At 43.7% G+C, this 25,310-nt stretch carries 25 protein-coding genes; 19 read left to right on the top strand and 6 right to left on the bottom strand.

Going from position 1 to position 25,310, the window contains the following annotated elements:
• From dnaA to HRI97_RS00035, 7 genes are all read left to right on the top strand, one after another.
• Window positions 1-1,401 (top strand): chromosomal replication initiator protein DnaA, encoded by a 1,401-nt coding sequence (gene dnaA / locus HRI97_RS00005; protein WP_253725857.1) that lies wholly within the window; start codon window positions 1-3, stop codon window positions 1,399-1,401.
• A 271-nt stretch (window positions 1,402-1,672) separates the two neighbouring features.
• Window positions 1,673-2,776: a DNA polymerase III subunit beta gene (dnaN, locus tag HRI97_RS00010; RefSeq protein WP_253725859.1), complete on the top strand. Its 1,104-nt coding sequence runs from the start codon at window positions 1,673-1,675 to the stop codon at window positions 2,774-2,776.
• Complete coding sequence (gene recF / locus HRI97_RS00015) at window positions 2,776-3,939, top strand: DNA replication/repair protein RecF (RefSeq protein WP_253725860.1); 1,164 nt, start codon at window positions 2,776-2,778, stop codon at window positions 3,937-3,939. The genes dnaN and recF overlap by 1 nt, the downstream gene beginning before the upstream one ends.
• Before the next feature lie 17 nt (window positions 3,940-3,956).
• Window positions 3,957-4,502, top strand: coding sequence for a DciA family protein (locus tag HRI97_RS00020; RefSeq protein WP_253725862.1), 546 nt, complete (start codon window positions 3,957-3,959; stop codon window positions 4,500-4,502).
• A 171-nt stretch (window positions 4,503-4,673) separates the two neighbouring features.
• The gene (locus HRI97_RS00025; RefSeq protein ID WP_253725864.1) at window positions 4,674-7,847 is read left to right on the top strand and encodes a type I restriction endonuclease subunit R; all 3,174 of its coding nucleotides are present in this window, start codon (window positions 4,674-4,676) and stop codon (window positions 7,845-7,847) included.
• Window positions 7,848-7,849: 2 nt separating this feature from the next.
• Entirely contained in the window at window positions 7,850-9,514 is a 1,665-nt protein-coding gene (locus HRI97_RS00030) for an HsdM family class I SAM-dependent methyltransferase (RefSeq protein ID WP_253725865.1), read from the top strand.
• Window positions 9,511-10,071, top strand: coding sequence for a restriction endonuclease subunit S (locus HRI97_RS00035; protein WP_253725866.1), 561 nt, complete (start codon window positions 9,511-9,513; stop codon window positions 10,069-10,071). The genes HRI97_RS00030 and HRI97_RS00035 overlap by 4 nt, the downstream gene beginning before the upstream one ends.
• Here HRI97_RS00035 and HRI97_RS00040 read toward each other — a convergent pair.
• The 4 genes from HRI97_RS00040 to HRI97_RS00055 are packed head-to-tail and all read right to left on the bottom strand — an operon-like array spanning window position 10,040 to window position 14,093.
• Entirely contained in the window at window positions 10,040-11,335 is a 1,296-nt protein-coding gene (locus tag HRI97_RS00040; RefSeq protein ID WP_253725867.1) for a restriction endonuclease subunit S, read from the bottom strand. The two genes, HRI97_RS00035 and HRI97_RS00040, sit on opposite strands and share 32 nt — an antisense overlap.
• 2 nt (window positions 11,336-11,337) lie before the next feature.
• On the bottom strand, window positions 11,338-12,207 hold the full coding sequence (locus HRI97_RS00045; RefSeq protein WP_253725868.1) for a KilA-N domain-containing protein: 870 nt from the start codon (window positions 12,205-12,207) through the stop codon (window positions 11,338-11,340).
• A gap of 3 nt (window positions 12,208-12,210) precedes the next feature.
• The gene (gene xerA, locus HRI97_RS00050) at window positions 12,211-13,215 is read right to left on the bottom strand and encodes a site-specific tyrosine recombinase/integron integrase (protein WP_253725869.1); all 1,005 of its coding nucleotides are present in this window, start codon (window positions 13,213-13,215) and stop codon (window positions 12,211-12,213) included.
• Window positions 13,194-14,093 (bottom strand): restriction endonuclease subunit S, encoded by a 900-nt coding sequence (locus HRI97_RS00055; RefSeq protein ID WP_253725870.1) that lies wholly within the window; start codon window positions 14,091-14,093, stop codon window positions 13,194-13,196. The genes xerA and HRI97_RS00055 overlap by 22 nt, the downstream gene beginning before the upstream one ends.
• Before the next feature lie 56 nt (window positions 14,094-14,149).
• On the opposite strand from HRI97_RS00055, the gene HRI97_RS12555 reads away from it, so the two are divergent.
• The 8 genes from HRI97_RS12555 to HRI97_RS00090 all read left to right on the top strand — a co-directional run bounded on the left by HRI97_RS12555 (window position 14,150) and on the right by HRI97_RS00090 (window position 19,468).
• Window positions 14,150-14,278, top strand: a complete 129-nt coding sequence (locus HRI97_RS12555; RefSeq protein WP_301338894.1) for a hypothetical protein — start codon at window positions 14,150-14,152, stop codon at window positions 14,276-14,278.
• 61 nt (window positions 14,279-14,339) lie between these two features.
• Complete coding sequence (locus HRI97_RS00060; protein ID WP_253725871.1) at window positions 14,340-14,585, top strand: hypothetical protein; 246 nt, start codon at window positions 14,340-14,342, stop codon at window positions 14,583-14,585.
• A 305-nt stretch (window positions 14,586-14,890) separates the two neighbouring features.
• Window positions 14,891-15,046 (top strand): 50S ribosomal protein L34, encoded by a 156-nt coding sequence (rpmH, locus tag HRI97_RS00065; RefSeq protein WP_016521223.1) that lies wholly within the window; start codon window positions 14,891-14,893, stop codon window positions 15,044-15,046.
• A 22-nt stretch (window positions 15,047-15,068) separates the two neighbouring features.
• Window positions 15,069-15,431: a ribonuclease P protein component gene (rnpA, locus tag HRI97_RS00070; protein ID WP_253725872.1), complete on the top strand. Its 363-nt coding sequence runs from the start codon at window positions 15,069-15,071 to the stop codon at window positions 15,429-15,431.
• A complete protein-coding gene (yidD, locus tag HRI97_RS00075) occupies window positions 15,428-15,649 on the top strand; it encodes a membrane protein insertion efficiency factor YidD (protein WP_253725873.1) in 222 nt (73 codons plus the stop codon). Before rnpA ends, yidD begins: the two co-directional genes overlap by 4 nt.
• A gap of 128 nt (window positions 15,650-15,777) precedes the next feature.
• Window positions 15,778-17,559 (top strand): membrane protein insertase YidC, encoded by a 1,782-nt coding sequence (yidC, locus tag HRI97_RS00080; RefSeq protein WP_253725875.1) that lies wholly within the window; start codon window positions 15,778-15,780, stop codon window positions 17,557-17,559.
• 91 nt (window positions 17,560-17,650) lie between these two features.
• Window positions 17,651-18,352, top strand: coding sequence for an RNA-binding cell elongation regulator Jag/EloR (gene jag, locus HRI97_RS00085; protein WP_021495493.1), 702 nt, complete (start codon window positions 17,651-17,653; stop codon window positions 18,350-18,352).
• 141 nt (window positions 18,353-18,493) lie between these two features.
• Entirely contained in the window at window positions 18,494-19,468 is a 975-nt protein-coding gene (locus HRI97_RS00090) for a peptidylprolyl isomerase (protein WP_253725876.1), read from the top strand.
• 112 nt (window positions 19,469-19,580) lie between these two features.
• Here the strand turns inward: HRI97_RS00090 and argA are convergent, their stop codons facing one another.
• Window positions 19,581-20,903 carry an amino-acid N-acetyltransferase gene (gene argA, locus HRI97_RS00095; protein WP_253725877.1) on the bottom strand — a complete coding sequence of 441 codons (1,323 nt, stop codon included), beginning with the start codon at window positions 20,901-20,903 and terminating at the stop codon, window positions 19,581-19,583.
• A gap of 197 nt (window positions 20,904-21,100) precedes the next feature.
• Between argA and HRI97_RS00100 the strand changes: the two genes are divergently transcribed.
• Together HRI97_RS00100 and HRI97_RS00105 are read left to right on the top strand one after the other, a co-directional pair.
• Complete coding sequence (locus HRI97_RS00100) at window positions 21,101-21,628, top strand: HdeD family acid-resistance protein (protein ID WP_253725878.1); 528 nt, start codon at window positions 21,101-21,103, stop codon at window positions 21,626-21,628.
• Window positions 21,629-21,657: 29 nt separating this feature from the next.
• Window positions 21,658-22,536 carry a hypothetical protein gene (locus HRI97_RS00105; protein ID WP_253725879.1) on the top strand — a complete coding sequence of 293 codons (879 nt, stop codon included), beginning with the start codon at window positions 21,658-21,660 and terminating at the stop codon, window positions 22,534-22,536.
• 3 nt (window positions 22,537-22,539) lie between these two features.
• Here HRI97_RS00105 and HRI97_RS00110 read toward each other — a convergent pair whose 3' ends face one another.
• On the bottom strand, window positions 22,540-22,719 hold the full coding sequence (locus tag HRI97_RS00110) for a hypothetical protein (protein WP_253725880.1): 180 nt from the start codon (window positions 22,717-22,719) through the stop codon (window positions 22,540-22,542).
• 19 nt (window positions 22,720-22,738) lie between these two features.
• Here HRI97_RS00110 and HRI97_RS00115 point away from each other — a divergent pair, with 19 nt between their 5' ends.
• Both HRI97_RS00115 and HRI97_RS00120 read left to right on the top strand, forming a co-directional pair.
• Entirely contained in the window at window positions 22,739-23,875 is a 1,137-nt protein-coding gene (locus HRI97_RS00115) for a Gx transporter family protein (RefSeq protein WP_253725881.1), read from the top strand.
• An 88-nt stretch (window positions 23,876-23,963) separates the two neighbouring features.
• A complete protein-coding gene (locus HRI97_RS00120) occupies window positions 23,964-25,295 on the top strand; it encodes a DNA recombination protein RmuC (RefSeq protein ID WP_253725882.1) in 1,332 nt (443 codons plus the stop codon).
• Window positions 25,296-25,310 lie beyond the last annotated feature (15 nt).

Consider the following 25,310-nt stretch of genomic DNA (forward strand, 5'->3'; position numbering starts at 1 on the left):
ATGCCCAATAATAACTATCGCGAAGTTTGGTTCTATGCGATGGATCAAATTCACGAAGAATATAAAAACGCAGGCTCTCAGCAGGAAACGGAATTCAAGCTCTGGTTCAATATGCAGTATATTGAAGATACCGACAATACGATAACCGTGTCCGTTCCGTCAGAATTTTTGTGGCAGACGATGCTCAAAAAAGGCAATATCGATAAAATTGCAAAAAAAATAGAAGCGCTGACGGGTCAAAAAAATATCAAGTTGCAGCATATCGTAAGCAATGAAAATATTGCCGAAAAAGCGTCCGCGCAAAACACCGCTCCGCAAAAAAAGAGCGATGAAAAAACCGCGTCTCCTGCAGCGAAAAAAAAACATCCGCAGCTGAACGAAGCTTTTACCTTTGAAACCTTCATACCCGGAGAAGACAACAGTTTTGCGTACAATGCGGCGCTTGCAGCGGCAAAAGAGCCGGGAAAAAGGTTCAACCCGCTTTTGCTCTACGGCGGCGTCGGGCTCGGAAAAACGCATCTCATGCAATCTATCGGAAATTATCTGTTTCAACGCGATGAAAAATTGAAAATCTGCTATATTTCGGCGGAATCGTTTACAAACGAATTTATCTGGTCTATCGGATCGAAGATAAAAGAAATGGATAAATTCAAATCGAAATACAGAAATCTCGACGTGCTGCTCATAGACGACATTCACTTTTTGCAGGGAAAGGAAAAAGTACAGGAAGAATTGTTTTATACGTTTAACGCGCTCCGCGATAAAAACTCCCAGCTCGTCTTTACGTGTGACCGCCCGATTAAAGAGATGAAAGTGTTTAACGAACGTCTGCAAAGCCGCCTGTCGAACGGATTCAGCATCGATTTGAAATTGCCGTCGTACGAAACGCGGCGGGCTATTTTATTAAATAAATTGAAATTGCTCGACAAGCAAATTCCCGAAGACGTCATCGACTATATCGCAAAAAATATCGAAACGAACGTGCGTGATTTGGAATCGGCTTTGACGAAGATGACGGGCTACGCGGAATTGATTCAAAAACCGATTACGATCGAAGTGGCGCAACAGCAGCTGCGCGATATTTTTTCAAGTCCGTCGGCCGGAACGATTTCCATCGAAACGATCCAAAAAGTCGTCGCCGATCTGTATACGATTTCGGTTGCTGATTTGAAAAGCAAAAAACGCGATCAAAAATACGTGATCCCGCGCCAAATAGCCATGTACATCGCACGCGAGCTCACCGAATATTCTTTTACGGAAGTCGGCAGCGAATTCGGCGGACGCGACCACTCGACGGTCATGCATTCGTACGATAAAATTTCATCGGAGATAAAAATCGATTCGTCGCTGGAAGCGAGAATTCAACTTTTGATGAGGGAAATCAAAGATTACAAAAAGTGAATAATGTGCTATAATGTTGTGGAAAAAGCACATAAAAAGGTATACAATGTGGAAAAGTGTATAATATGTGGACAAAGGGCATAAAGATATACACGACGTAAATCTCGAGAATATAAATAAATAGATGAGATTTCCACAATTTGCCCGGCCTTACTATTATTATGACTAAATTTATATATATAATATAAATTTAAGAAGCGACATTTTGTGAATAAAAACGAATCTACGCAACAAAAACAATACTATTGCGTAATCGATACAGGAGTTTTGTATGAAATTTTCTTTTGACAGAGATGCGATGATCAAAGAAATCGCGGTTGCTCAGGAAATCATTACGAATAAAAGCGCTATTTCGATTTTGTCGAATATCTTTTTCAGCGCGGAAAACAATACGCTTACGATAAAGGCGACAGATTCGTCGGTCGGTTTTTTAACAAAAATTCCGGTCGATGTACAGGAAGAAGGATCGACGACGGTGTACTGCGATAAGTTTATGAGCATCCTCGCGTCTTCGCCTCAGGGTGAAATCGAGTTCAAACAGGAAGACGTAAAGATAACGATTACGCCTGTCGCAAAAAAAATAAAGTTTCAACTTAAGAGCATCGCAAGCGATAAATTTCCTGCAGTCAAACAGGCGGAGGATGTGCCATTTTTCGACGTCGCGGCAAAAGATTTGAAAGCGATGATTTCGCAGACCATATTTGCCGTTTCCGAAGATGCGAACCGCTATTTTATGACGGGTGTTTTTTTTACGAAAAAAGACGACGATTTGATTATGGTTTCAACCGACGGCCGCCGTCTTTCGTATTCGGCAAAATCGATTGCACAGGGCATAAAAGATTTTCCGTCGGCTATCGTTCCGATAAAAATATTGAGTTGTATTTTGAAAAATGCGAGCGATGAAGGAAACGTTTCCGTCGCCGTCGTCGACAAATTGATTTACGTAAAATTCGGTAATTACGAATTTTCGTCGGCGCTTCTTGAAGGACAGTTTCCGAATTATCAAAAAGTCATTCCCGAAAAACAAAAGTTTTCGTTCCAAGTTAATAAAACCGATTTGGATTCTGCGCTCAGGCGCACGACGATCCTCATCGACAAAAAGGTGAGCCGGCTTTTGTTCAAAGTGTCGCCCGGAACGCTGACGCTCATTTCGCCTGAAACCGATTTGGGAACGGCGGTCGAAGAGATCCCGTGCAGATACGACGGCGAAGAAGTGACGATTGCGCTCAACTATCTCTATGTCGCCGAGCCTATCAAAGTTATCGGCACGGAAAACATCGTTTTCGAATTTACCGAACCTATGAAAGCGATCACGATGAGGCCGGAACCGGCAGCCGATTATTTTCACATCATCATGCCGATGAATCTCAACTGATGCCGTTTTTATCGCTCGCAGTCGACAATTTTCGCAATTTGAAAAACGGCAGAATCGATTTTTCGGGAAAGGAAATCTATTTTGTCGGGACGAACGGGCAGGGGAAAACGAATATTCTCGAAGCGCTGTATTATTCCGCGTACGGTTCTTCGTTCCGCACGTATACCGATTCTCAAATCGTAAAAACGGGAGAAGAGGCCTTTGCGCTTCACGCACTTTACAAACAGGAAAGCGGTAACGTTCAAAAAATAGACATACGCTGTGCGGACGGCGTCAAACGAATCGAAAAAAACGGCAAGCGCGTTCAGGATCGAAAAGAATTGATAAATACGATTCCGTGCGTGCTCTTTTGTCATGACGATATGCGCTTTGCGACCGGAGGACCCGAGCATCGCCGTTTTTTTCTCGATCAATCGCTTACTATGTTCGATGCACTGTATATCGACGATCTGCGCAATTATAAAAAAATTTTAAAAAACCGCAATCAATTGTTAAAAGACCGTTCCTACGAAATGCTCGATGTTTATGATATGCAGCTTGCACAGTGCGGACTCGAATTGCAAAAAAAACGTAAAACGGCGGTTTTCCAATTCAATCAAATTTTCGGAAAATTATACGAAGCCGTCGCGGGTATAGACGGTGTGCGCATCGTCTATGTGCCGTCGTGGAAAGAAACGGAAGACGGATCGGGTACGCGTTTTCCTTTGCCGGAAGAAATACGGGAGCGGCTTTCGGAAAAGCGCGATCGGGATAAAATGATGGAGACGACGATGAGCGGACCTCACCGCGACCGAATCGTTTTTATGCGCGGAGGAAATCAATTTATACCGACGGCGTCGACGGGACAGCAGCGGCTTACGGCGCTTTTGCTCCGCGCATCGCAAGCCGTTTATTATACGAGGGTTACCGGAGTAAAGCCGGTTTTTTTGATGGACGACGTCATGCTCGAACTCGACCCCGACAAGCGGCAAAAAATGACCGCGATTTTGCCCGACTACGATCAGCTTTTTTGCACGTTTTTACCGGGCGAACCGTACGAACGCTATAAACGTTCGACGACGCGCATTTTCGGTATCGAAAACGGGGAATGGAACGAGATGCGGGAAGAAGAATCAAAAAGTTTTCCGCAGAGTAATGAAGTATCGAATCGGCCGCACGAATAAAATCGTCGGGAGCGTATATGAATAACGGCGAACAAAATATCGTTTCCGCAGCGGATATGATAACGAGCGTGTTTTCGAACCTCGACAAAAAAACGCTCGAGCAAAGCGGAAAGCTCATCGACACGTGGAAGCGCGTCGTGTCGAAAGTGCGTTCGGCCGGCCGCGATTACGGAGAACAGCTTTGCGCTCATACGAATCCCATACAATTTGAAAAAGGCGTTTTACTCGCCGAAGCCGACCATCCGGGTTGGATTCAGATTTTACAGCTCTATTCGAAATTTATTTTGACGGGCTTGCAGCGAGCCGCGCCGGAACTCGGCATAACGACGCTGTCGTTTAAACTGAAAGGAAGCGGCGCGGAACTCTGCGGCAAAAGCTACGACGAACAGGTTGCCGAAGAGCGGCGGAAAATGGAAAAGCGTTATAAAACGCATTACGGCGGGCAGGATAAAAAGGGCGCACGTAAAGGTCAGCCTCTTTCTCCCGAATTGCAGGCAAAACTCGATGCGCTGAAGGTGAGCATAGAAAAAGCCGCGGAAGCGGAAAAAGGTGAAGAACGATAAAAGAACTTTTGTTCGGCGTTCGTATTTTTTTCTGCCCGTACGGCGTCTGCCGCCGGTATGATTTCATATTTGGGATTTTTTCAAGAACCAAGCCGGCTTGGATCGACATATCGTTCTTATCTGCAAAAATAAATAATTATGTGATATTATGAGAATAAAGGTTGGTTCTTAATGTCATCGGATTTTAATGAAAATACAAGGGTTCAAGTGCCGGCGGCTTTGCATTTATGCAGGCTTGGTTATAACTATATTGATAAAATAGAAATATATGATTCTAAAACAAATATTCTTACCGGTATTTTCCTTTCCCAACTTCATAAATTAAATCCCGCGCTTTCCGATACAGATTGTAAAAACTTCCTTAATAAAATTATTACATGTCTGAACAACGATGATCTCGGTAAAGAATTTTATACACTTCTTTCTTCAAATTCCGGAATTCATCTCATTGATTTTGACACTCCGGAAAATAATACCTGGCATATAACAACCGAATTTACCTGTGAAAACGAAGATACAAAAGACAGTTTCCGCCCGGATATAACATGTTTTATAAACGGTTTACCTCTTGCCTTTATTGAAGTTAAGAAGCCTAATAACCACGAAGGAATGCGTGCAGAATTTGATCGAACAAATGCGCGGTTTAGAAATAAGGCATTTCGAAGGTTCTTCAATATCACACAACTGATGATTTACTCAAATAATCAGGAATACGACAGCCGGAATAGAATTCCTATTCAAGGAGCGTTCTATTGTTGTACATCCAAAGAAAAAGCATTCTACAATGTATTCCGCGAAGAGACTAAAAATTTTGCAGAAAACTATCCTTATCTGCCGTTGACAGAAGAAATTACAAAAAAAATCTGTAAGCACCGAAACTGCATTTCTCTTCCTCATCATCCGGAGTTTGTAACTAACTGTAAACCCGGTACGCCGACAAACAGGATCATCACATCGATGTTGAGCAAAGAACGATTCCTGTTTTTGCTTCGATACGGCTTTGCATATGTTGATTTAAAAAAAGAACTTGATACCGGAGAAACCGTTACAGAATTGCAAAAACACATCATGCGTTACCAGCAGCTTTTTGCTTCACTCGCAATTAGGGATGCTCTTAATAGGAAAATAAAAAGCGGAATCATTTGGCATACTCAAGGATCTGGAAAAACCGCATTGGCATATTATTCCGTAAAAAGTCTTACGGATTTCTTTGCCGCAAAAAATATTGCTGCAAAATTTTATTTTATCGTTGACCGTATATCTCTCATGGAACAGGCTATGGATGAGTTTGCCGGCAGGGGCTTGAAAGTTCGCTCTGCATCTTCAAGAGACGAACTGATGAAAGATATCAAAGACAACAGTCTTGTTGAAAATAATACCGGCGAGCTTGAAATTATGGTCGTGAACATCCAGAAATTTGAAGAAGACCACACGCCTATAGAAGTTGTGAATTCATACAGTACAAATCTCCAGAGAATCTTTTTTATTGATGAAGCGCACAGAGGTTATAATCCGGAAGGCTCATTTCTTGCAAACCTTTTGGAAGCTGACAAAAATGCAATTAAAATCGCAATGACAGGAACGCCGCTTTTAAAAGAAGAGAGAGAAAGCTGGCGTGTATTCGGCGATTACATCAACACCTATTATTACGACAAATCAATAGCGGACGGATACACATTAAAGCTCATGCGTGAACCGATTCAGACTGTCTATCGTGAAAAACTTGAAGCGATTCTTGATAAACTGGCCGGTGATGTTGAAGTCAAAAAGTCTGATATAGATAAAGATAAAATAATTGAAAATGAAACGTATTTGAACGCTCTCATCGACTATGTAATACAAGACATAAGAAGGTTCAGAATAGAAAACTCTGATGATACGGTCGCCGCAATGGTTGTGTGTAAGACAAATCCGCAGGCAAGAAAGTTCTATGAACTTTGGACAAAACGGTACGATGAGGCAAAAAAATATGAGGACTTGAAGCTTGCCGAAAAATACGACCCGATGAAAGCTCCGTCGATTCAAAAGCCTTTGATTGCAGCGCTTATTCTTCATGACGAGGGCGACAAGGAAGAGCGCAAGGCATACATCGACGAATTCAAGAAAAAAGAAAGCATAGATGTACTTGTCGTAAATCAAATGCTTCTTACGGGATTTGATGCACCCCGTTTGAAAAAAATGTATTTAGGACGCAAACTTGACGGCCACGATCTGCTGCAGGCATTAACACGCGTAAACCGGCCGTACAAAGATTTTAAATACGGTTATGTTGTTGATTTTGTAAACATAAAAGAAAATTTTGACGCTACGAATGAACGTTATCTGAAAGAACTGAACCGCACGAATGATTCAAAAGAAACCGGCGAAGAGCTTCCTCCGGCACAGGCTATTCTTGAAAGCGAAGAAGAAATCGCTGCAAAAATCCGGAACATAAAGTCAATTCTTTGGTATTTTGATGTTTCAAACCGGGAAGAATTCAGAATTCAGCTTGATGAGATTGAAGATAAAAACAAACTGTATGAACTGAGAAGTGTTTTAGACGAGGCAAAAGCTCTTATAAACCGAATCCGTTCATCAGGCGATGAAGAGCTGACTGCAAAAGTTCGTGATATGCTTCCCGGTACGATTCCTTCTCTTATAAGCGAAGTTACCCATAGAATAGAGCGCATCAATTTACTTGAAGGCAATGAACACAAGGAAGATGTGAGCGGAATTATCAATCTTGCCCTGAGCGAGATTGACTTTGAATTCATAAAAGGCGTTCCCGAAGAACTTCAAATCGTTATTAATGATTTACGCGATAAGTACGAACGGGTTCAGCGCGAATTTGAAGTTAATTTCGATAAAGTCGAAGATAAGTATGTTAATCTTGCAGAAGAATTCCGTTCTTTTTTCCGCAAAAAAGGCTTTGTTCCGGAATCGGTTAAAGATGCAAAAGAAAATATCCACTACATGGATGAAGTAATGAAAAAGATAAAGGAAATCAATGCACGGAACAATCTCTTGAAAAAGAAATACAACAACGACGAGCGTTTTGTCCGTGTTCACAAGCGCATTCTGGAAGAAAACGCAACACGGCCAGTTGCTATAATCTCAAATGATGAGATGACTTTGTGTGAAAATCTTTATGAAATGAAACGCCTTATAGATTCGTATGTAGACTTGAACCCGCACGTGCTTGAAACCGACAGCCAGAGCAAATTCAAACAGGATGTAATGTCAAATGTAGCGACAAAACTATACTCACTGGGAATAAAAGCCGCAATTGATGACAAAAAATACATCACTAATTTAATTTCAAATGAATACATAAATCAGTATAATAGTTACGGAGCGATAATATAAAAATGGCAGAACAGGGCTTAAACTCAAAAACGATTGCGCTTATCGACTCATTAAAATCAACCACGGGAGCTTACGGTCTTGCAAACAACGGAAGCGAATACAAAATCATTACAGAAATATTTCTCTATAAATTTTTCAATGATAAATTCGGGTACGAAGCAAAACGGGCGCCTGAATATGGTGAGCGGCTGAAGAAAGCGGAAAAATGGGATGCCGAATACGATTCTTTTACAGAAGATGAAGTTGAAGATCTGTTTACTTATCTTCCGGGGTCAGTTCCCCGATTAAAGCCGCATCAGACACTTGCACACCTTTACAATGCTTCGGGGCAGGGCGACTTTTCAGCATTGCTCGATTCAACCTTAATTGAAATTGCAAGTCAGAATGCAGATACATTTTCTGTTTCCACATCCGGAAAGTCTAAAGTAAGTATTTTTACCGCGGTTACTACTTATGTTACTGACACCTCAAAACGGGACGCTTTTGCGAAAGCCCTTATGAGTACGGTTACAAGTTTTAACTTCGAGACGGTCTTTAATGAAAAATATGATTTTTTCTCCGGCGTTTTTGAATATCTTATCAAGGATTACAACAATGCAGGCGGCGGAAAATACGCTGAATATTTTACTCCGCGTGCAATAGCACAGGTAATGGCAGCCCTTTTGACCGAAGACAAAAAAGAATACAAAGGCGTTACCTGTTACGATCCGAGCGCCGGAACCGGAACATTGCTTATGGCTCTTGCCCATGCAATCGGAGAGGACAGGTGTTCAATTTACAGTCAGGACATTTCCGAAAAATCCTCGGAAATGCTCCGATTAAATCTTATCCTTAATAATCTCGTAGGAAGCCTTCCGAACATTATTCAGGGGAACACGCTCACAGAACCTGCACACAAAGAAAGCGACGGACGGCTAAAAACGTTTGATTTTGTCGTTTCAAATCCGCCGTTCAAGCTTGATTTTCCGGAATATTCAGACTCGCTCACTGCCGACAGTATGCGCTTTTGGGCGGGAGTTCCGAACAAAGTAAAAAACATAGATCCTCAAAAGCCGAAAATGGCAATTTATACTTGTTTTATTCAGCACGTTATTAATTCTTTAAAGCCTACAGGACGAGGAGCGATTGTTGTTCCTACCGGATTCATAACGGCAAAGTCCGGCGTGGAAAAAAGAATTTTGGAGCGCATCGTAAACGACCACGTAATCTGCGGCGTTGTAAGTATGCCGAGCAATGTTTTTGCTACAACAGGAACAAATGTAAGCATACTGATTTTTGACCGTACTCCAAAAACAGATGACGACACGATTGTGCTGATCGATGCATCAAAGCTCGGCGAGGAATACAAGGAAGGCAATAACCAGAAACGCCGCCTTCGCCCGGAGGAAGTGAAAAAAATTGTGGACACTTTCCGCAGCAAAAAGATTGTTGAAGATTTTTCAGTTGTAAAGCAGTATAAAGATATAAAAGAAAAAAATTGTTCCCTTTCTGCAGGTCAGTATTTTGACATCAAGATTGAATATGTAGATATTACCGAAGAAGAATTTAACAAGCGGATTGCAGAAAAAAAAGAGACACTTAAAAACCTGTTCAAAGAGAGCGCTGATTTGGGCACTCAAATTCTAAAAGACTTAGACACACTGGAATTTCATGAGGAAGTGAAATGATGGCGGAACTGAAGAAATATAAACTGGGCGAGATTTGCAAAATTACATCCTCTAAAAGAATCTTTGAAAAAGAGTATGTTGACGGAGGAATACCGTTTATACGAGGACAGGAAATTTCAGATGGTTCTATAGCTAATCCTTCTTCTGAGTTTTTATGTTATATCTCTCCAGAACGTTATGAAGAACTAAAAAAAAACTATGGTGTGCCTAAAAAGAACGATATACTGATTACCGCTGTAGGAACAATTGGAAACACTTATTTAGTTGAAGATAATAAAAAGTTTTATTTTAAAGATGGAAATATTATTTGGTTTAAAAATATCAAAAAAGAAGTATACCCTTTATATTTACTTTTTTTTATGAAAAGTCCGTTTTTTAATCAGCAAATTGAATATTCATTAATTGGTGCTGTTCAAAAGGCATTAACAATTGTGATGTTGTCCAAAATTGAGATTTCATTACCATCTCTTGCAACTCAGCGAAAAATTGCAACCGTACTTTCAAATATAGACCGCAAGATTTCTGTCAATCGTGAGATAAACAGGAATTTAGCGTAACTTGTCCATTCATAAGAAGCGGCAGAAGCGTGTCGCGGAGGACGGAGAGTTGTTGGATTTCTTTTAAGCAATTTTGTTGTTTTTCTTTTATTGGCGTTATTGTATTTTCAAATTTTTCTTGTTCTTCTTTTGCTGGAAGTGAAATCACATATCGTTCTGTTCCATTAATATTTAAATGTTTTACATTTGTTCCTGAGGCGAAAGGTTTTATATATTTATGATAAAATGAAGTTCTCAATGTATAATACAAATACATTTTAGAAATAGATTTCGGTGTAATTTTTGCCAAGTCCATAGAATAAACATATTCTTTAAATTCTGTAGGTGCAAAAATTGGTCTTCCAATTATATCTGCATTTTGGGTCATATCTGTACAAGCAATAAACATTTCAAAAGGATAGACTTTATTAGAACACTTACCTGAAAAGAATTTAAATTCTCCTGAGCGATATTCGCCCGATTTGTCATAACATGCTAAGTTCAACATTGGAATACCATTTACATTCTTAATATCATCAAAAGTATACGAAATACCTCTTTCAACTGATTCTATTACTTCAGAAACACGCTTTACTTCCCACCCCGAAGGAATTTCACGCTTTAACAGTTCATTCCATACCATCTTTCCGCCAGAACTCTTGTAAGGTCTGCCTTTATTATTCGGAAAGTCAAACTGCACGAACCAATAGTCGTAAATCTGCTTTGCCAGCTCTTCTAAATTCCTGTTTATCTCACGATTGATTGATATTTTTTTATCGATCGTAGTGAGGAGGTCTCCTATTTTTTTCTGAACGGAATATTCAGGAACCCATACAGTACAGTCTTTGATTTTGTCGGGCGAAGTATGTCGAATCTTTGTCTGCTGAGCAGCCGCACTTAACTGAAATCTTACCATCTTTGATGGAATCAAATAAAAGGCAAAATCAGGGTACAACTTTTCATTGCATTTTATTAGTGCGACATCCTGGCTTTGAATGTATTTTCCGCTAAATGGTATTTTAGCAGTAGAACCAAGGAGCCCTATTGCTTGTTCTGTAAGTGGAGTGATTATATCATCTTTGTTTAATATGAAGTCTTTTTTTACGGAGCCGGTAAAATATAAATTGTCTTTTGATTTATCATCTTTGAAGCAGTTATTGTGATAGTCAAAATTACCAAGTGTTAAACGCATTAAATTACCTTCAGTTGCATAATGTTTACCACATAACGACATCCCACGAGTAACTTCCATCAGGTCTCCCAATTTATATTTCGTAAATTCCATAATTACTTTTCCTTCCCTTTTTCAATCCGAAGATTATTATTTGGAAGTGAAGATAACGGTATTTCCAAGGAATTGATCGTCGTCAGCTGTTTAATTGCAGTCCGGCGTAACAGTTCAAGCCGTCGCCCTTGCTCTGTTCCCTGTTCAATCAAAATGGCATTATAGCTTTCTAAATTGACAAGCACCAGGAGCTGACTTATTGTTGCGTAATCACGGATATTGTCTTTTTTCTTTGGATTTTCCATTCTCCACTCTTTTGCAGTTTTGCCAAAAAGTGCAACATTCAATAAGTCTGCCTCATCTGCATATACAAATGATTTTTGGGCAGGAGTCAGATCCGGTAAAATCAGGTTTTCTTTTATTGCATCTGTATGAATATGATAATTTAGTTTTGTAAGTTCACGATTCAGATTCCAATTAAGCGAAAGCCGTGAATTCTCATCATTTTTTAAGCGTTTATAGTCCTTTATGATGTAAAGTTTAAATTCCGGAGAAAGCCATGAGGCGAATTCCAATGCAATATCAGAATGAGCAAAAATTCCGCCGCCATACCTGCCGGATTTTGTTATAATTCCTTTTCCATAAAGGATTTCATTCCAGTCTTTTATAGAAAATGTAAATGCATTGGTTCCCACATCACTTTTAAACGTATCGAATTCGCTACGTTTAAAATCCGGATTATGCAAAACTTCCCAAAGTCCAAGGAATTCAACAATATCACGACTTCTAAGCCAACTGTGTATTGTAATTCTGGGGTCAGAACTTCTATATCTGGCTATATCAGTAAGAGAAATATATTCATTCTCAAAATCGGTTGTATATATTCCGATTTCAATTCCTTTTGCATGAATTGTTTCTTTTATTGTTTTCATTTCTTACCCCAAATATTTTCTATGGCTTATCTTTACGTTTTGCTGGTCCACTTGCGCATATCTCATTGTAGTATCAATTTTTGCATGCCCCAAAAGCCTCTGTACCTGTTCAATCGGCATTCCTCTGTTTATCGCTTCCGTTGCCATTGTTCGCCTGAATCTATGCGGATGAACTTTATTGATACTAGCAGAGTTTCCCAGTCTTCTCAATGCAGCTTCAACTCCGCTTATAGAAAGCCGATTATATGGTGCCTTTTGCTGAACGAACAATGCGGGAGAATCGTCGGTTCTTGACTTCAAATATTCTTTTAAATGTAATTTTGTACTTGCATTAAAATAAACCTCTCGTTCTTTTGCGCCTTTACCAATCACTATTGTTTGGCGCTGCTCAAAATCAATATCACTTCGATTCAATTTTACAAGTTCCCCCACACGCATTCCGGTAGATTCCAGAAGATCTACAAGAGCTTTGCTTCTTGCGTCGGTACAATTATCCCGCAAAATTACCATATTTTCGTCTGTAAAAACCTTCTGAACAGTTATATCTTGTTTGACTTTATGAATTTTGCGCATTGGACTTTTTAGAATCAAATCTTCATTTTCCAACCAGGAAAAGAATGTTGAAAAAATACGCCTGTTATTGTCAATAGTCATTTTTGAAACTTGTCGTATAGTTTGAAAATTAGAAAGATATGTTCTTATGTCCTCCGAGGTTATTTCCGTAGCAGGTTTTTTTGTAGATATAAAAAGTTTCTCCAAAGTAGAATTGTAATAAGCAAGAGTTTTTACAGAGCAACCTTCCAGTTTTTTTGCCTGAATAAAATCTTCAAGCAACAAATGATTCTTGGTTTCTTTTTTCTCAATTCTATAAATAGAAAATCCGTCCAAAATCCTGTCCAAAATTCGGCAAATTCTCGTAATTTTATCCGTTTCAAACGATTTAGAAAGCTGCTCTTGTAAGCTTTCCATAATTTGTGTTTTTGTGTTCATATCACATACACCTCCCATAGATTAAATTTTACGAAATAATGGAAATAATGTTGAGATAAACAGGAATTTAGCGTAACTTGTCCATTCATAAGAAGCGGCAGAAGCGTGTCGCGGAGGACGGAGAGTTGTTGGATTTCTTTTAAGCAATTTTGTTGTTTTTCTTTTATTGGCGTTATTGTATTTTCAAATTTTTCTTGTTCTTCTTTTGCTGGAAGTGAAATCACATATCGTTCTGTTCCATTAATATTTAAATGTTTTACATTTGTTCCTGAGGCGAAAGGTTTTATATATTTATGATAAAATGAAGTTCTCAATGTATAATACAAATACATTTTAGAAATAGATTTCGGTGTAATTTTTGCCAAGTCCATAGAATAAACATATTCTTTAAATTCTGTAGGTGCAAAAATTGGTCTTCCAATTATATCTGCATTTTGGGTCATATCTGTACAAGCAATAAACATTTCAAAAGGATAGACTTTATTAGAACACTTACCTGAAAAGAATTTAAATTCTCCTGAGCGATATTCGCCCGATTTGTCATAACATGCTAAGTTCAACATTGGAATACCATTTACATTCTTAATATCATCAAAAGTATACGAAATACCTCTTTCAACTGATTCTATTACTTCAGAAACACGCTTTACTTCCCACCCCGAAGGAATTTCACGCTTTAACAGTTCATTCCATACCATCTTTCCGCCAGAACTCTTGTAAGGTCTGCCTTTATTATTCGGAAAGTCAAACTGCACGAACCAATAGTCGTAAATCTGCTTTGCCAGCTCTTCTAAATTCCTGTTTATCTTATCAATTGAAATACCGGTCAGTTCAAGAAAAAAATAAACCTCAGGCACAACATGAACACCGTAAGAAAGCATTTTACAATTCGGCATCGGTGCATTATAATAAAACGATTTGTAAAGAATTTTCTGCAAGATATTCTCATGAAATGCTTTGCAGTTTCGTTTATTTGACAATTCAGCAGCGGCTTACGTCGTTTTTGCCCGGCAAACCCTACGAACGCTATAAGCGATTGACGACGCGCATTTTCGGTATGGAAAAGGGAGAAGAAAGATAAAAAGGCTTTTGTTCGGTTTGTATGTTATACACACGACGCGGATCGTTGAAAGAGTATAAAAATGAATACCATATATAGTTCGACGGTAATCAGACCTATAAGTTTTGTTTCTTTCTTATCACTTTTACTTGGTTTTTCAATCGTTATTGATATTAAAAATAGAAAAGCGGATAGGATTAAGTTCACAAATGCAGCTCGCTCTCTTTCAGGGATTACGCATGAGAAATGTATACACAGAAAAGAGGCGTATAATAAAATAAAAAAAGACGGAACGCGAGGCAGCGGCAATGTCGCCGAGCCGCTCTGACCGATGGCAAGCAAAATTTCGAAGAAATTTTGCGCAATCCGATTCCAATCACGGTCAGCCGCGGCACTTGCAACGAGCGCGAAGCGCGAAGTTCCCCGCGCAAACGGCAGGGCTGCTGCCGGGAGTGCAGCCGATTTTTACGGTAACGCTTATTTTTTGAGGAATATAGATTCTCATGCGTAAGACATGGAGCCTTTTCCGCGCCTTGACCAAGTATAAAAAATAATGATATATTTGATTACTTATTTCGATATCTTATGACCTCGGTAGCGATATCGCGGTTGATTATATAAGGAGCATGTTCTATGTTACGGACATATCAGCCCAGCAAAGTTAAACGCAACAGAAAATTCGGATTCAGAGCGCGCATGGCGACAAAGGGCGGCCGCAAAGTTCTTGCCCGCCGCCGCGCAAAAGGACGCAAAAAGCTGTCGGTCGCGGACGAAAAAAAGAAGTATTGATTTTTAGGGACGGAAGCTGCCGATGGAAGCCGCTTTAAAAAAGAAGAGCGGATTTAAACGTTCAGAACGTATAAAAAAATCCGCCGCTTTTAAAGCGCTTTTTAAAAACGGAAAGCGAACGGGTATTCCGGGCGCAAAGCTGTTTTATGCAAAAAACGGATTGCGCGTAAATCGCGTCGGATTTCCTCTGTCCCGCGGATACGGTAACGCGGTGCAGAGAAACTTGTCGAAAAGATACAGCCGTGAAGTCTATCGTTTATTAAAAGCACAGTTGGATGTCGGATACGATATGCTCTTTTTATTGTATCCCGGGCGGGATTCGTTCGATGCCCGATGTGCGCAATTTCGATTATTGTGTAAAAAAGCGGGATTGATTGCGGAATGAAACAATTCCTTACGAGAATTTTCTGTCTTTGTATCCGTGCCTATCAAATCTGTATTTCTCCGTTGTTTCCGTCGTGCTGCAGGTACACGCCGACGTGTTCGCAGTATGCGATCGAAGCGATTAAAAAATACGGGCCGGGCAAGGGGCTTTTTTTTGCAATAAAGAGAATCGTTCGCTGTCATCCGTTTCATGCCGGCGGATACGATCCCGTTCCGTAAAATGCGGCATTGCGACAAATAGCGCGCACATGAATCGCGTGCGAAAAATGAGGTGTTGCGTAAAATAATAATTTTAAAATGCCGCGCCGTCCCGCGCGTACCTTTTTTAAATTTGATGGAGATTTATTATGGATAAAAATACTGTTTGGGCGATCGCGTTGATGACGGTCGTGATCGGCGTGTTTTTGGTTTTGCAGTCTACCGTATTTGCACCGAAACGTCAAAACGTTTCGGCAAATACGGAACAGTCTGCGGCGATTTCCGAAAATGCGCTTCCGGAAAATTCGCAAGACGCGGCACCCGTGCTTATCGCTTCTTCCGATACCGAAGAAGCCGTTTCCGAGCAGAGTCTTACGATCGTGACGGATAAAATCAAAGCGGTCTTTACGAACAGGGGCGGCGATATCATCGGCTACGAATTGCTGAATCACGTCGATACGGATACGAACAAAGGCGTTGAAATGGCGGACAATATTTCCGCTTTTAACCGCGCGTGCGCCGTTTCATTCGGTGATGCGAACGGCGCGATGATAAACGAGCTGTTCAGCGTCGAACAGCCGGATGCGAATACCGTACTTTTTACACGGCGCTATAACGGCTATACGTTCGGCAAACGCTATACGTTTATCCCCGGCGAATACATGTTCAAACTTGAAGTTTTAATACACAGCGATGAAGGCGCCGTTTCGCTCAACACGAACAACGCTGCCTACACGATCCGCACGGCGCCGCAAGTCGGGCCGCACTATAACCCGCGCATCAATCGCTACGATTCGCGTATGTTTATCACGTTCGACGGTAACAAAAAAAAATACGTACAAGTCGGTACGAAACAGTTTAAACCGTACAAACGCGATTATGTGTGGGCGGGCATCGCCGGAAAATATTTCGAAGAACTTTTCATTCCCGAAAAACCGGAGACGATGACGGGCGAAGCGTATTATTCTTCGCGCACGGAAGTCGGCGACTATGCGAACGCGCAAGCCTTTTTTACGCGCAAGCCTTTTTCCGGAACCGATATGGCCGATACGTATTACGTTTACTTCGGGCCGCGCAACGAAACCGATTTGCGTCTCTACAATACGGCGCAGGCGAACGGTTGGCAGCTTGAAAATGTAAAACTCGACGAATCGCTGCAGGGCTACGGCTGGCTCGGCTGGCTTGAAAAGATACTCAAATGGGTTCTCGAAATGCTGTACAAAGTCGTTCACAACTGGGGTGTCGCAATCATCATCATGACGATTTTATTGAAATTTGCGATGTTCCCGCTGACGAGACAGCAATCGCTCGGTACGCTTAAAATGCAGGCACTCCAGCCGAAGATAACGGAACTGCAGACGAAGTACAAAGACAATCCTCAAAAATTACAGGCGGAAACGGCAAAACTTTACAAAGACAACGGCTACAATCCGATGAGCGGCTGTCTTCCGATGCTTTTCCAATTTTTAATAATTTTTGCGATGTACGATCTGTTTAATAATTATTTCGAATTCCGCGGTGCGTCGTTTATTCCCGGATGGATTCCAGATCTTTCGACCGGCGACAGTGTGTATACGTTCAAACGCGACATACCGCTTATAAGTTCTTTCCTGGGTAATTCGCTCCGCATCTTACCGATCATCTATCTCACGTCTCAGCTTTTGTACGGTAAAATCACGATGGTCGGCGGCACTGCGGCCGGAGCCGGTTCGAGTGCGGGACAGATGAAATTTATGATGTACGGTATGCCCCTCATTTTCTTTTTCCTGTTCTACAATGCGCCGTCCGGACTGCTTTTGTATTGGACGGTGAGCAATATCATCCAGATGGGGCAGCAGCTGGTAATCAATAAATTAATGCGGCAAAAAAAAGCGGAAATCTCCGCGCAAGCCGGACAATTTAAAATTGTTAAAAAAAGCAAAAAACGCTGAGCCGTATTTTATTAATCGGCTGATCGGCGGCTTTCGAAAATTGTACTTTCGGAAGTTTTAACCGCCGTTCGGAAAAAGCAAGAGGTACGTTATGATATACGAGTATGAAGGAAAAACCGAAAAAGAAGCGATCGAAAAAGCCGCGAGCGAACTCGGTCTCGAACGCGATCAGTTCGACGTGGAGATCCTTGAAACGCAAAAAAATTCGCTGTTCAAAAAAGGCTATGTAAAGATCCGCGTCAATCCGGTCGATTCTCCCGATGCGTCGCACGCGGGGAACGACAACAGAATGTATGAAACGCCTGCGAGAATCGTCGCCGATCCGCTGCCGCAGGATGAGTTCGAAAAAAAGCTGCTTGAGTTCGTCGACACGATTATCGAAAAGATGGGCTACGACGTAAAAACGGAAATCGTGTTCCGCGAAGCGAAGAAAATCGGCATAAAGATGAATTCGCAGAATTCGTCGATCCTTATCGGGCGGAAGGGAAAAAACCTCGATGCGCTCCAGCTTTTGGCAAATATCTACGCCGGCCGGCTCGGCCACGAAGACGTGCGCATCATCCTCGATTCGGAAAATTACCGCATCCGCCGCGAAGAATCGCTCGTGCGCCTTGCGTACACGACTGCGGACAAAGTGCATCAGACGCACAATTCGATTTTGCTCGAACCGATGAATCCGTTCGAACGCCGCCTCATTCACACGACGCTCAACGACATCCCCGATATCGACACGAAATCGGAAGGCGACGGTCTGTACAAGCAAGTGCGCGTTCTCTATAAGGGCGTTCGTTGACGTATCCCGCCGCCGCGTGCGGCGCGATCGAAGCGATTTGAAATTTTATTAATTTTTGATAAGGTGAAAATGCCTATGCGTAAATTGTTATTATCGTTTGCAATGTGCTGTGTTACGATCATGTACGGAGGATGCAATCCTATGGAAAAAAGCATAAAATCGATTCAGGGAAAAGACGGAGTATTCGCCGTCATGGAGACGACGCGCGGAAACATCGTGCTTGAGCTGTATTACAAAGATACGCCGCTTACCGTCGTGAATTTCGTCGGGCTTGCCGAAGGCACGCTCGATGCGGCGAAAGGCAAACCCTTTTACGACGGACTCACGTTTCACCGCGTCATCAGCAAGGGAAACGGCGACGATCAGGATTTTATGATCCAAGGCGGCGACCCGCGTGGCAACGGCACCGGCGGCCCGGGCTATTCGTTTCCCGATGAAATCGTCGACAAATACGCATTTACTTCGGGCGGCCTCCTCGCCATGGCGAATTCCGGAGCGAATACGAACGGCAGTCAATTTTTTATCACGATCGTTCCGACGCCGTGGCTCACCGGCAAACACACGATTTTCGGCAAAGTGCTTGAAGGACAGGACATCGTCAATAAGACAAAACAGGGCGATGTTATCAAAAAGATTACGATTGTGCGGAACGGCGAAGACGCGAAAAAGTTTACCGCATCGCAAAGCGATTTTAATAAATTATCCGCCGACGCGCTGAAAGCGGCCGCCGCTCGAAAAGAAGCCGCGTTCGCCGATCAGATCAAAACGATCGAAAAGAATTTTGCGAATTTCGAAAAAAACGCCGACGGCATTTATTATAAAATAAAGAAAGCCGGCAGCGGCGAAAAAACGGGAAGGGGCAAAAAAGTTTCCGTCGATTACAAAGGCTACCTCATAGACGGCCGCGTATTCGATTCGTCGGAAGGCAGGGCGCCGCTGTCCTTTACGACCGCCGCGGGACAGATGATTCCCGGTTTCGACGCGATGGTGCAGGATATGAAAAAAGGCGAAAGCCGCACGATCGTCATCCCGCCCGATTTGGCGTACGGCGAGCGCGGTTACCCGGGCGTCATCCCCGAAAATGCATATATCGCATTCGATATTACGCTGCAGTAAAGGTAAATAAAATTTGTTAATTATTAAAACGCCGTGTTTTCAAACGCGGCGTTTTTTTATCGCCTTATAAAAAAAACGAAACTCGTTTCGATTGTTATTCGGAACTTGCCCTCTACTGCAGTTTCAGCCGGTACAGTTTCGAGCCTCGGGCAGGCGTCCATTTTTCTTTACGCTTTTCAGGCAGCGTTGCGATATCGTCCGGCACAAAGCCCAAATTTTCAAACCAATCGGCCGCCTGTGTCGTGAGGATAAACACGCTTTCGCATCGTTCCCGCTTTGCCTTTTTTAATAAAAATTCGATGAGTTTCGGTCCGACGCCGATATTCGCGCAGGATTCGTCCACGGCGACCGCTGCGATTTCCGCCTGATGCGCGTCGTAAAAATGCAGCGCGGCGCATGCGCGTATGCCGCCGTCGAGTTCGTAGACGATATAATCGTCCGCATTTTCGAGCAGTTCGGCATCGCTTCTCGGCAAAAGTTTTCCGGACGCGACGAAGGGGCGCATAAGCGAAAGAACTGCCGGAATGTCTTCGGTTTGCATCGTGCGTATGCCGCCGTAGTTTTCCGAGTAGATCATTGTACCGCTTCCGAGTCCTGAAAAAATTTCGCAGGGCAGCACGCCGTCGAGCGCGCCGTTTACGATATGAGTTCTTGCGACACCCGATGCGCACGCGCTCTTTGCCAAGCGCAGGAGCGAAACGATTTTGCCGTTTTCCGAATTCGCGTTCGCTTCGATAAAAGAATCGAGTTCGCCGAGATTGAGCGCGGGGATTTCGCCCGTTTCCGACACGGTGATTCCGGGCGGTACGGTAAAGTGCGATGCGTTTATATCGTCGCCGCTTGTGACGAAAAACAATTTATCGGCTTGCAGCTGTACGGCGACTTCTTTTGCGAGCGCCGGAGAAGAGATATTGTACGGCTTTCCCGTTCGGCTCCAGCCGATGCACGGAAAAATCGGAACGAAGCCGTCGGCAAGCACCGTGCGGATCGCGTCGGTTTCGAGCTTGTCGATTTCGCCCGCGTCCCCGTAATCTTTGCCGTCGAGCACGCCGATCGCGCGCGAGCGTACCCAGTTTCCGATCACGGCGGAAATGCGGTTCGCGGCGAGCGAAGTCATCACCGTATTCGAAACGTCGAACGCCGCCATTTTTATGAGAGGCATCGCTTCATGCGTTGTAACGCGCACACCGTTTTGCATCGTCCACGAAATATGCGATGCCGACAACACTTCGTCGATGCGCTCGCGCGAGCCCGGCACGATGAGTACGTGCAGTCCCGCTTTTTTGATAAGCGCTATGTCGCGGATGTGGCTTGAAAAAAGCGGCGAGTCGATGTCGTCGAGATAGATGACGACGACGGCGTTTTTAAATCGGTCGACGTAGCGAATGACGTCGCGTATGCGCTGTGCTTTTTCGATTCGTATAGTGTCCGCCATAAGGCTATTATAGCGCGCGGACGCGGAAAGCGGCAATGTCGAAACCGGAGTGCGGAAAAGCGGGGAGCTTGTATCTTTTCCGTATTTCTTTTGCTTGACAAAGCTCCGCGCAAACTATACGGTAATACGCGATAATCGGCGCACCTGATACAGCGATCGGGACGCGGCGATCCGCGCCGGTTACATCAGGAGGACGTATGAGAAAAGAATTGCAGTGGGGTTTATTGATAACGGGAATTCTATCCGTTATCGCCGGCATTTATGTAATCGCTCAGCCGATGGTCAGTTTGGTTTCGTTATCGATTTTTTTTGCGGCGGTACTCTTCGTCAACGGCGTGTATGAAATAGTCCGCTATTTTTACGATAAAGGAAATAGCAGCGGCTTTATGCTCTTTGACGGCATCGTTACCGTCGTGCTTTCTCTTATCCTGTTTTCCGGTCCGCTGGGCGCGATGGTCACGCTCATTCCGTACATATTCGTGTTTTGGATGCTTTTCGGCGGGATCTCAAGAATCTTTATCGGCTTTGAAATACACAAAGCCGACAAGCGCGAAGGAAATTATTTATTTTTGACCGGCGTACTCGGAATATTCTGCGGCATCGTCATGGCCTTTCATCCGCTTTTTACCGGATTGGTCGTCGCGTACATGATCGGCTTCGGTTTTCTGTATCAGGGTATTATCAATATCGTTTCGTTTTTCCGATTGCGAAAAACCGCACAATAATATTTTCCTGAGAGTCGCGGAGTGCGGTGATGCTTCGATCGCAATTTAAAGCCTTTGTCGAATTCCGCGACGAATTCCGATCTCGCGTTGCCGAGTGGTCGAAGTACGCTTCGGCGCTCGAAGCGCTGCAAAAAACCGCCGCGCAAAAGGATACGCCGGATTATCCCGTTGAAACGACGGTCGTGTACAACCGTGCGCTCGACGACGTTTCCGCTCAAGATGAAATCAAATTGATCGTCATCGGCGACAATCCGGGCAAAGACGAACAGCTTTCGATCAACAATCGCTACCTCGTCGGACAGAGCGGGAAAATCGCCGACGGTTTTTTTCGGCGCAATCCCGAACTGCAAACCGATTTCAGAAAAAACGTCGTCATCCTGAATAAAACACCCGTGCATACCGCAAAGACGCACCATCTGCGTTCTTTGCAAAAAGCAGATCCTGAAATCGCAAAGCTCATCGAAATAAGCCAGCTGTGGATGGCCGAACACACGGCAAAGCTGCATCGCGCACTTTGGGAAAACAGTGCAAGCGGAAAACAAGACGCGCGAAGCCGAGCCGATACGGACGGCACAAAAATCGGCGAGTGTTTTAATCCTCCTCAGCTGTGGCTTGTCGGTTATGCGGAATTGAAAGAGAAGGGTATATTTGCGCCGTACCGCGACGCACTGAAAGCCGCCTATGCCGGAAGCGATGCATGGAAAAGCGTTTTCGTCTATCAGCATTTTTCGATGAACCGCTTTCTCATCGATTTGAAAGCCTATCAAAAAAATCGTGCGGCGGACGGCGGCGGTAAAAAAACACACGGCAACAAGAAAGGCGCCGCACTATCCGGTACAAACGCATCGCTCGCTTGCGACCTCGAAAAGCTCGGCGAATACCACAGAAAAGAAATTTTCGGCGAATGAACATCAAATAAGAAAACGCGGCGCGACGTATCTGCCGGGCTTTTTGACAAAAATCGATACGGCGGTTACGATAACGTCATAAATATAAACTATCGTCTCCGCTCCGAGTTCGGCGGTTTGTATGCCGTCTCTTGCACCGCCCGCTCCCCGAACGCACTCCCGCTCCGTTGTTGCTTTCCGCACGATGCGCTATACTTACACTATGACTCGTACAGCCCAATCTTCGCGCGTTCCGTTTTTTGCGGCGCTCTGTCTTTTTCTTTCCGCAGTCGAATACGCGATTCCGAAACCGCTGCCCTTTATGCGGCTCGGACTGGCAAACCTTCCGATCCTCATTTCGCTTGCGATGATGTCCAAACGCGACGTCGCCTTTTTGATCGTGCTGAAAGTGCTCGGTCAGGCGCTCATCTCCGGCACGCTTTTTTCATACGTGTTCGTCTTTTCCGCAGCGGGTTCGTTCGCTTCCGGTTTTGCGATGCTCCTGCTCTACGCGCTCTTTCACAAAACGAAGCTCATGTCGAATATCGGCTTGAGCCTCGCAGGCGCGCTTGCGAACAATGCGGCTCAGGTTGCCGTCGCCCGCGTGATGATTTTCGGCACTCAAACGCGCTACATCGCTCCGCTTCTTTTTTTTACCGGACTTGTGACCGGACTCGTACTCGGCATTTTTGTCAATATTTTTTGCGCGAAATCGTCGTGGTATAAGCGCCTCCTCGCCGAGCAGCCAGATTCGAATACGGCAGGGGGGGAAGTCTCCCCCTCGCTCCAAAGTCCTCGCGCCGAAAGCGCTCCGGTCTTTTCCGCTGCCCCCTCTTCCGGCAGCCCGCTCGATGCCGACGCCAAAACTTCGCGCGTTCAGTTTATCGCCGCGATGATTCTGTTCCCGATCTTTTTACTGCACGGACTGGTCGTTCCGAAAAACGTATCCGGCATCGTGCGCGTGTGCATCGTGTGGATTTTCGTTGCGGCGTTTTTCACAATGGCCGCAATAAAAAAACACGGACGCATCAAAGTGTTGCCGTCTATCTTTATGACGATCGGCATTACGTTTTTTGCGCTCCTTGCACCGTCGGGCAGAGTGCTCCTGTCGCTCGGTAAATTCCGCATTACGCTCGACTCGCTCCTCATCGGCTTGCACAAAAGCGGCATTCTCTCCGGCATGGTATTTCTTTCACAATTCGCCATATCGCCGCATTTGCACTTGCCGGGCAAAGCGGGCATATTTCTCGGACAGATGTTTACGACTTTCGACGCGCTTACGGCAAAGCACCTGCATTTTTCGCGAGGCCGCGTCATCGCCGCCCTCGATTCGCGCCTCAACGAATTGTGGGAAGCGTGAGCGCGGGATCATACTGAAAGACGATACGCATATCGATGAAGCCGCTTCGGTGAATCGCAGGGCTGAGCAGGAGTTTTAAATTAATAATATGGAATTGCAGTTTTTTATAGCGATTATCGGATTGCTTTTGCTCACCGTCATTTTATTAATCGTGCTTATTGTTAAAAAAAGCGGAACCGATTCACGGACGATTATCAATCGGCTTGAAAATTACGAAAAAAATCTGAAAGACGAATTTGAACGAAGCAGAAAAGCGAATTCCGAAAGCGACAGAGAATCGCGAAAGGAAAACACCGAAACGCTCGTAAAATTCCAAGAATCGATAAACGGAAAATTGGATACGCTGACGAAAAACACGCATGAATCCCTGACGAATAATTTAACGAAATTTATGGCGATTATTTCTCAAAAATTCGACAGTTTATCAAGTGCAACGCAGGCAAATCTTTTTAAACAGCAGGAAACCATACAAGCCGGACTTAAAAACATACAGGACAACAACGAAAAGAAGCTTGAGCAGATGCGCATGACGGTAGATGAAAAACTGCAGTCGACGCTTGAAAAGCGATTGTCGAGTTCGTTTGAAATCGTGAGCAAGCAGCTTGAAGCCGTACAAAAAGGCCTCGGCGAAATGCAGACTCTTGCCGGCGATGTCGGCGGGCTTAAACGCGCATTGACGAATGTAAAGACCGCCGGCGGCATGGGCGAAGTGCAGCTAGAAGCCATCCTCAGCGATTTTTTATCGGCCGAACAATACGAAAAAAACGCGCATCCGAATCCTTCCAATCCGAAAATGGTCGTTGAGTTTGCCGTAAAAATTCCGTCGAAAATTACGGAACGCGATTATATCTACCTGCCGATCGATTCGAAATATCCCGTTGCGATTTGGGACAAGCTGACACTGGCGTATGAAACGGGAGATAAGGCCGAAATCGAATTGCAGAAAAGAGCGTTGGCCTCAGAGATACGGAGCATGGCAAAAGATATTAAAGAAAAATATATCGAAGTTCCGCATACGACCGATTTCGGCATATTGTTCGTTCCGTATGAAAGTTTGTATGCGGAGCTGAATCGCATTCCGGGTTTTGTACAGCAGCTGCAAAACGATTTTAAAGTTACGATATCGGGACCGACGACGTTGACGGCGCTTTTGAACAGCTTGCAAATGGGTTTTCGCACGCTCGCGATTCAAAAAGAGACGAGTAAGATTTGGGAATTGCTCGGTACGGTAAAAACGGAATTCGGTAAATTCGGCGCGGTTTTGGCAAAGACAAAAGAAAAGCTGCTGTCGGCGACTAATGAAATCGAAAAAGCGGAAACGCGCAGCCGCGCCATCGAAAGAAAATTGACGCGTGTCGATGCGCTTCCCCAATCGGATATCGAAAAAACGCTCATCGACACGAGAAGCGACACGGAATAATTTTCCGACCGTATG

The sequence above is a fragment of the Treponema socranskii subsp. buccale genome (assembly GCF_024181585.1).
Lineage (GTDB): Bacteria > Spirochaetota > Spirochaetia > Treponematales > Treponemataceae > Treponema_D > Treponema_D buccale.

Bases quoted from the DNA above. Each gene is read 5' to 3' on its own strand.
- dnaA (WP_253725857.1), top strand. From the start codon at position 1: ATGCCCAATAATAACTATCGCGAAGTTTGGTTCTATGCGATGGATCAA.
- dnaN (WP_253725859.1), top strand. From the start codon at position 1,673: ATGAAATTTTCTTTTGACAGAGATGCGATGATCAAAGAAATCGCGGTT.
- recF (WP_253725860.1), top strand. From the start codon at position 2,776: ATGCCGTTTTTATCGCTCGCAGTCGACAATTTTCGCAATTTGAAAAAC.
- HRI97_RS00020 (WP_253725862.1), top strand. From the start codon at position 3,957: ATGAATAACGGCGAACAAAATATCGTTTCCGCAGCGGATATGATAACG.
- HRI97_RS00025 (WP_253725864.1), top strand. From the start codon at position 4,674: ATGTCATCGGATTTTAATGAAAATACAAGGGTTCAAGTGCCGGCGGCT.
- HRI97_RS00030 (WP_253725865.1), top strand. From the start codon at position 7,850: ATGGCAGAACAGGGCTTAAACTCAAAAACGATTGCGCTTATCGACTCA.
- HRI97_RS00035 (WP_253725866.1), top strand. From the start codon at position 9,511: ATGATGGCGGAACTGAAGAAATATAAACTGGGCGAGATTTGCAAAATT.
- HRI97_RS00040 (WP_253725867.1), bottom strand. From the start codon at position 11,335: ATGGAATTTACGAAATATAAATTGGGAGACCTGATGGAAGTTACTCGT.
- HRI97_RS00045 (WP_253725868.1), bottom strand. From the start codon at position 12,207: ATGAAAACAATAAAAGAAACAATTCATGCAAAAGGAATTGAAATCGGA.
- xerA (WP_253725869.1), bottom strand. From the start codon at position 13,215: ATGGGAGGTGTATGTGATATGAACACAAAAACACAAATTATGGAAAGC.
- HRI97_RS00055 (WP_253725870.1), bottom strand. From the start codon at position 14,093: ATGCCGAATTGTAAAATGCTTTCTTACGGTGTTCATGTTGTGCCTGAG.
- HRI97_RS12555 (WP_301338894.1), top strand. From the start codon at position 14,150: ATGCTTTGCAGTTTCGTTTATTTGACAATTCAGCAGCGGCTTACGTCG.
- HRI97_RS00060 (WP_253725871.1), top strand. From the start codon at position 14,340: ATGAATACCATATATAGTTCGACGGTAATCAGACCTATAAGTTTTGTT.
- rpmH (WP_016521223.1), top strand. From the start codon at position 14,891: ATGTTACGGACATATCAGCCCAGCAAAGTTAAACGCAACAGAAAATTC.
- rnpA (WP_253725872.1), top strand. From the start codon at position 15,069: ATGGAAGCCGCTTTAAAAAAGAAGAGCGGATTTAAACGTTCAGAACGT.
- yidD (WP_253725873.1), top strand. From the start codon at position 15,428: ATGAAACAATTCCTTACGAGAATTTTCTGTCTTTGTATCCGTGCCTAT.
- yidC (WP_253725875.1), top strand. From the start codon at position 15,778: ATGGATAAAAATACTGTTTGGGCGATCGCGTTGATGACGGTCGTGATC.
- jag (WP_021495493.1), top strand. From the start codon at position 17,651: ATGATATACGAGTATGAAGGAAAAACCGAAAAAGAAGCGATCGAAAAA.
- HRI97_RS00090 (WP_253725876.1), top strand. From the start codon at position 18,494: ATGGAAAAAAGCATAAAATCGATTCAGGGAAAAGACGGAGTATTCGCC.
- argA (WP_253725877.1), bottom strand. From the start codon at position 20,903: ATGGCGGACACTATACGAATCGAAAAAGCACAGCGCATACGCGACGTC.
- HRI97_RS00100 (WP_253725878.1), top strand. From the start codon at position 21,101: ATGAGAAAAGAATTGCAGTGGGGTTTATTGATAACGGGAATTCTATCC.
- HRI97_RS00105 (WP_253725879.1), top strand. From the start codon at position 21,658: ATGCTTCGATCGCAATTTAAAGCCTTTGTCGAATTCCGCGACGAATTC.
- HRI97_RS00115 (WP_253725881.1), top strand. From the start codon at position 22,739: ATGACTCGTACAGCCCAATCTTCGCGCGTTCCGTTTTTTGCGGCGCTC.
- HRI97_RS00120 (WP_253725882.1), top strand. From the start codon at position 23,964: ATGGAATTGCAGTTTTTTATAGCGATTATCGGATTGCTTTTGCTCACC.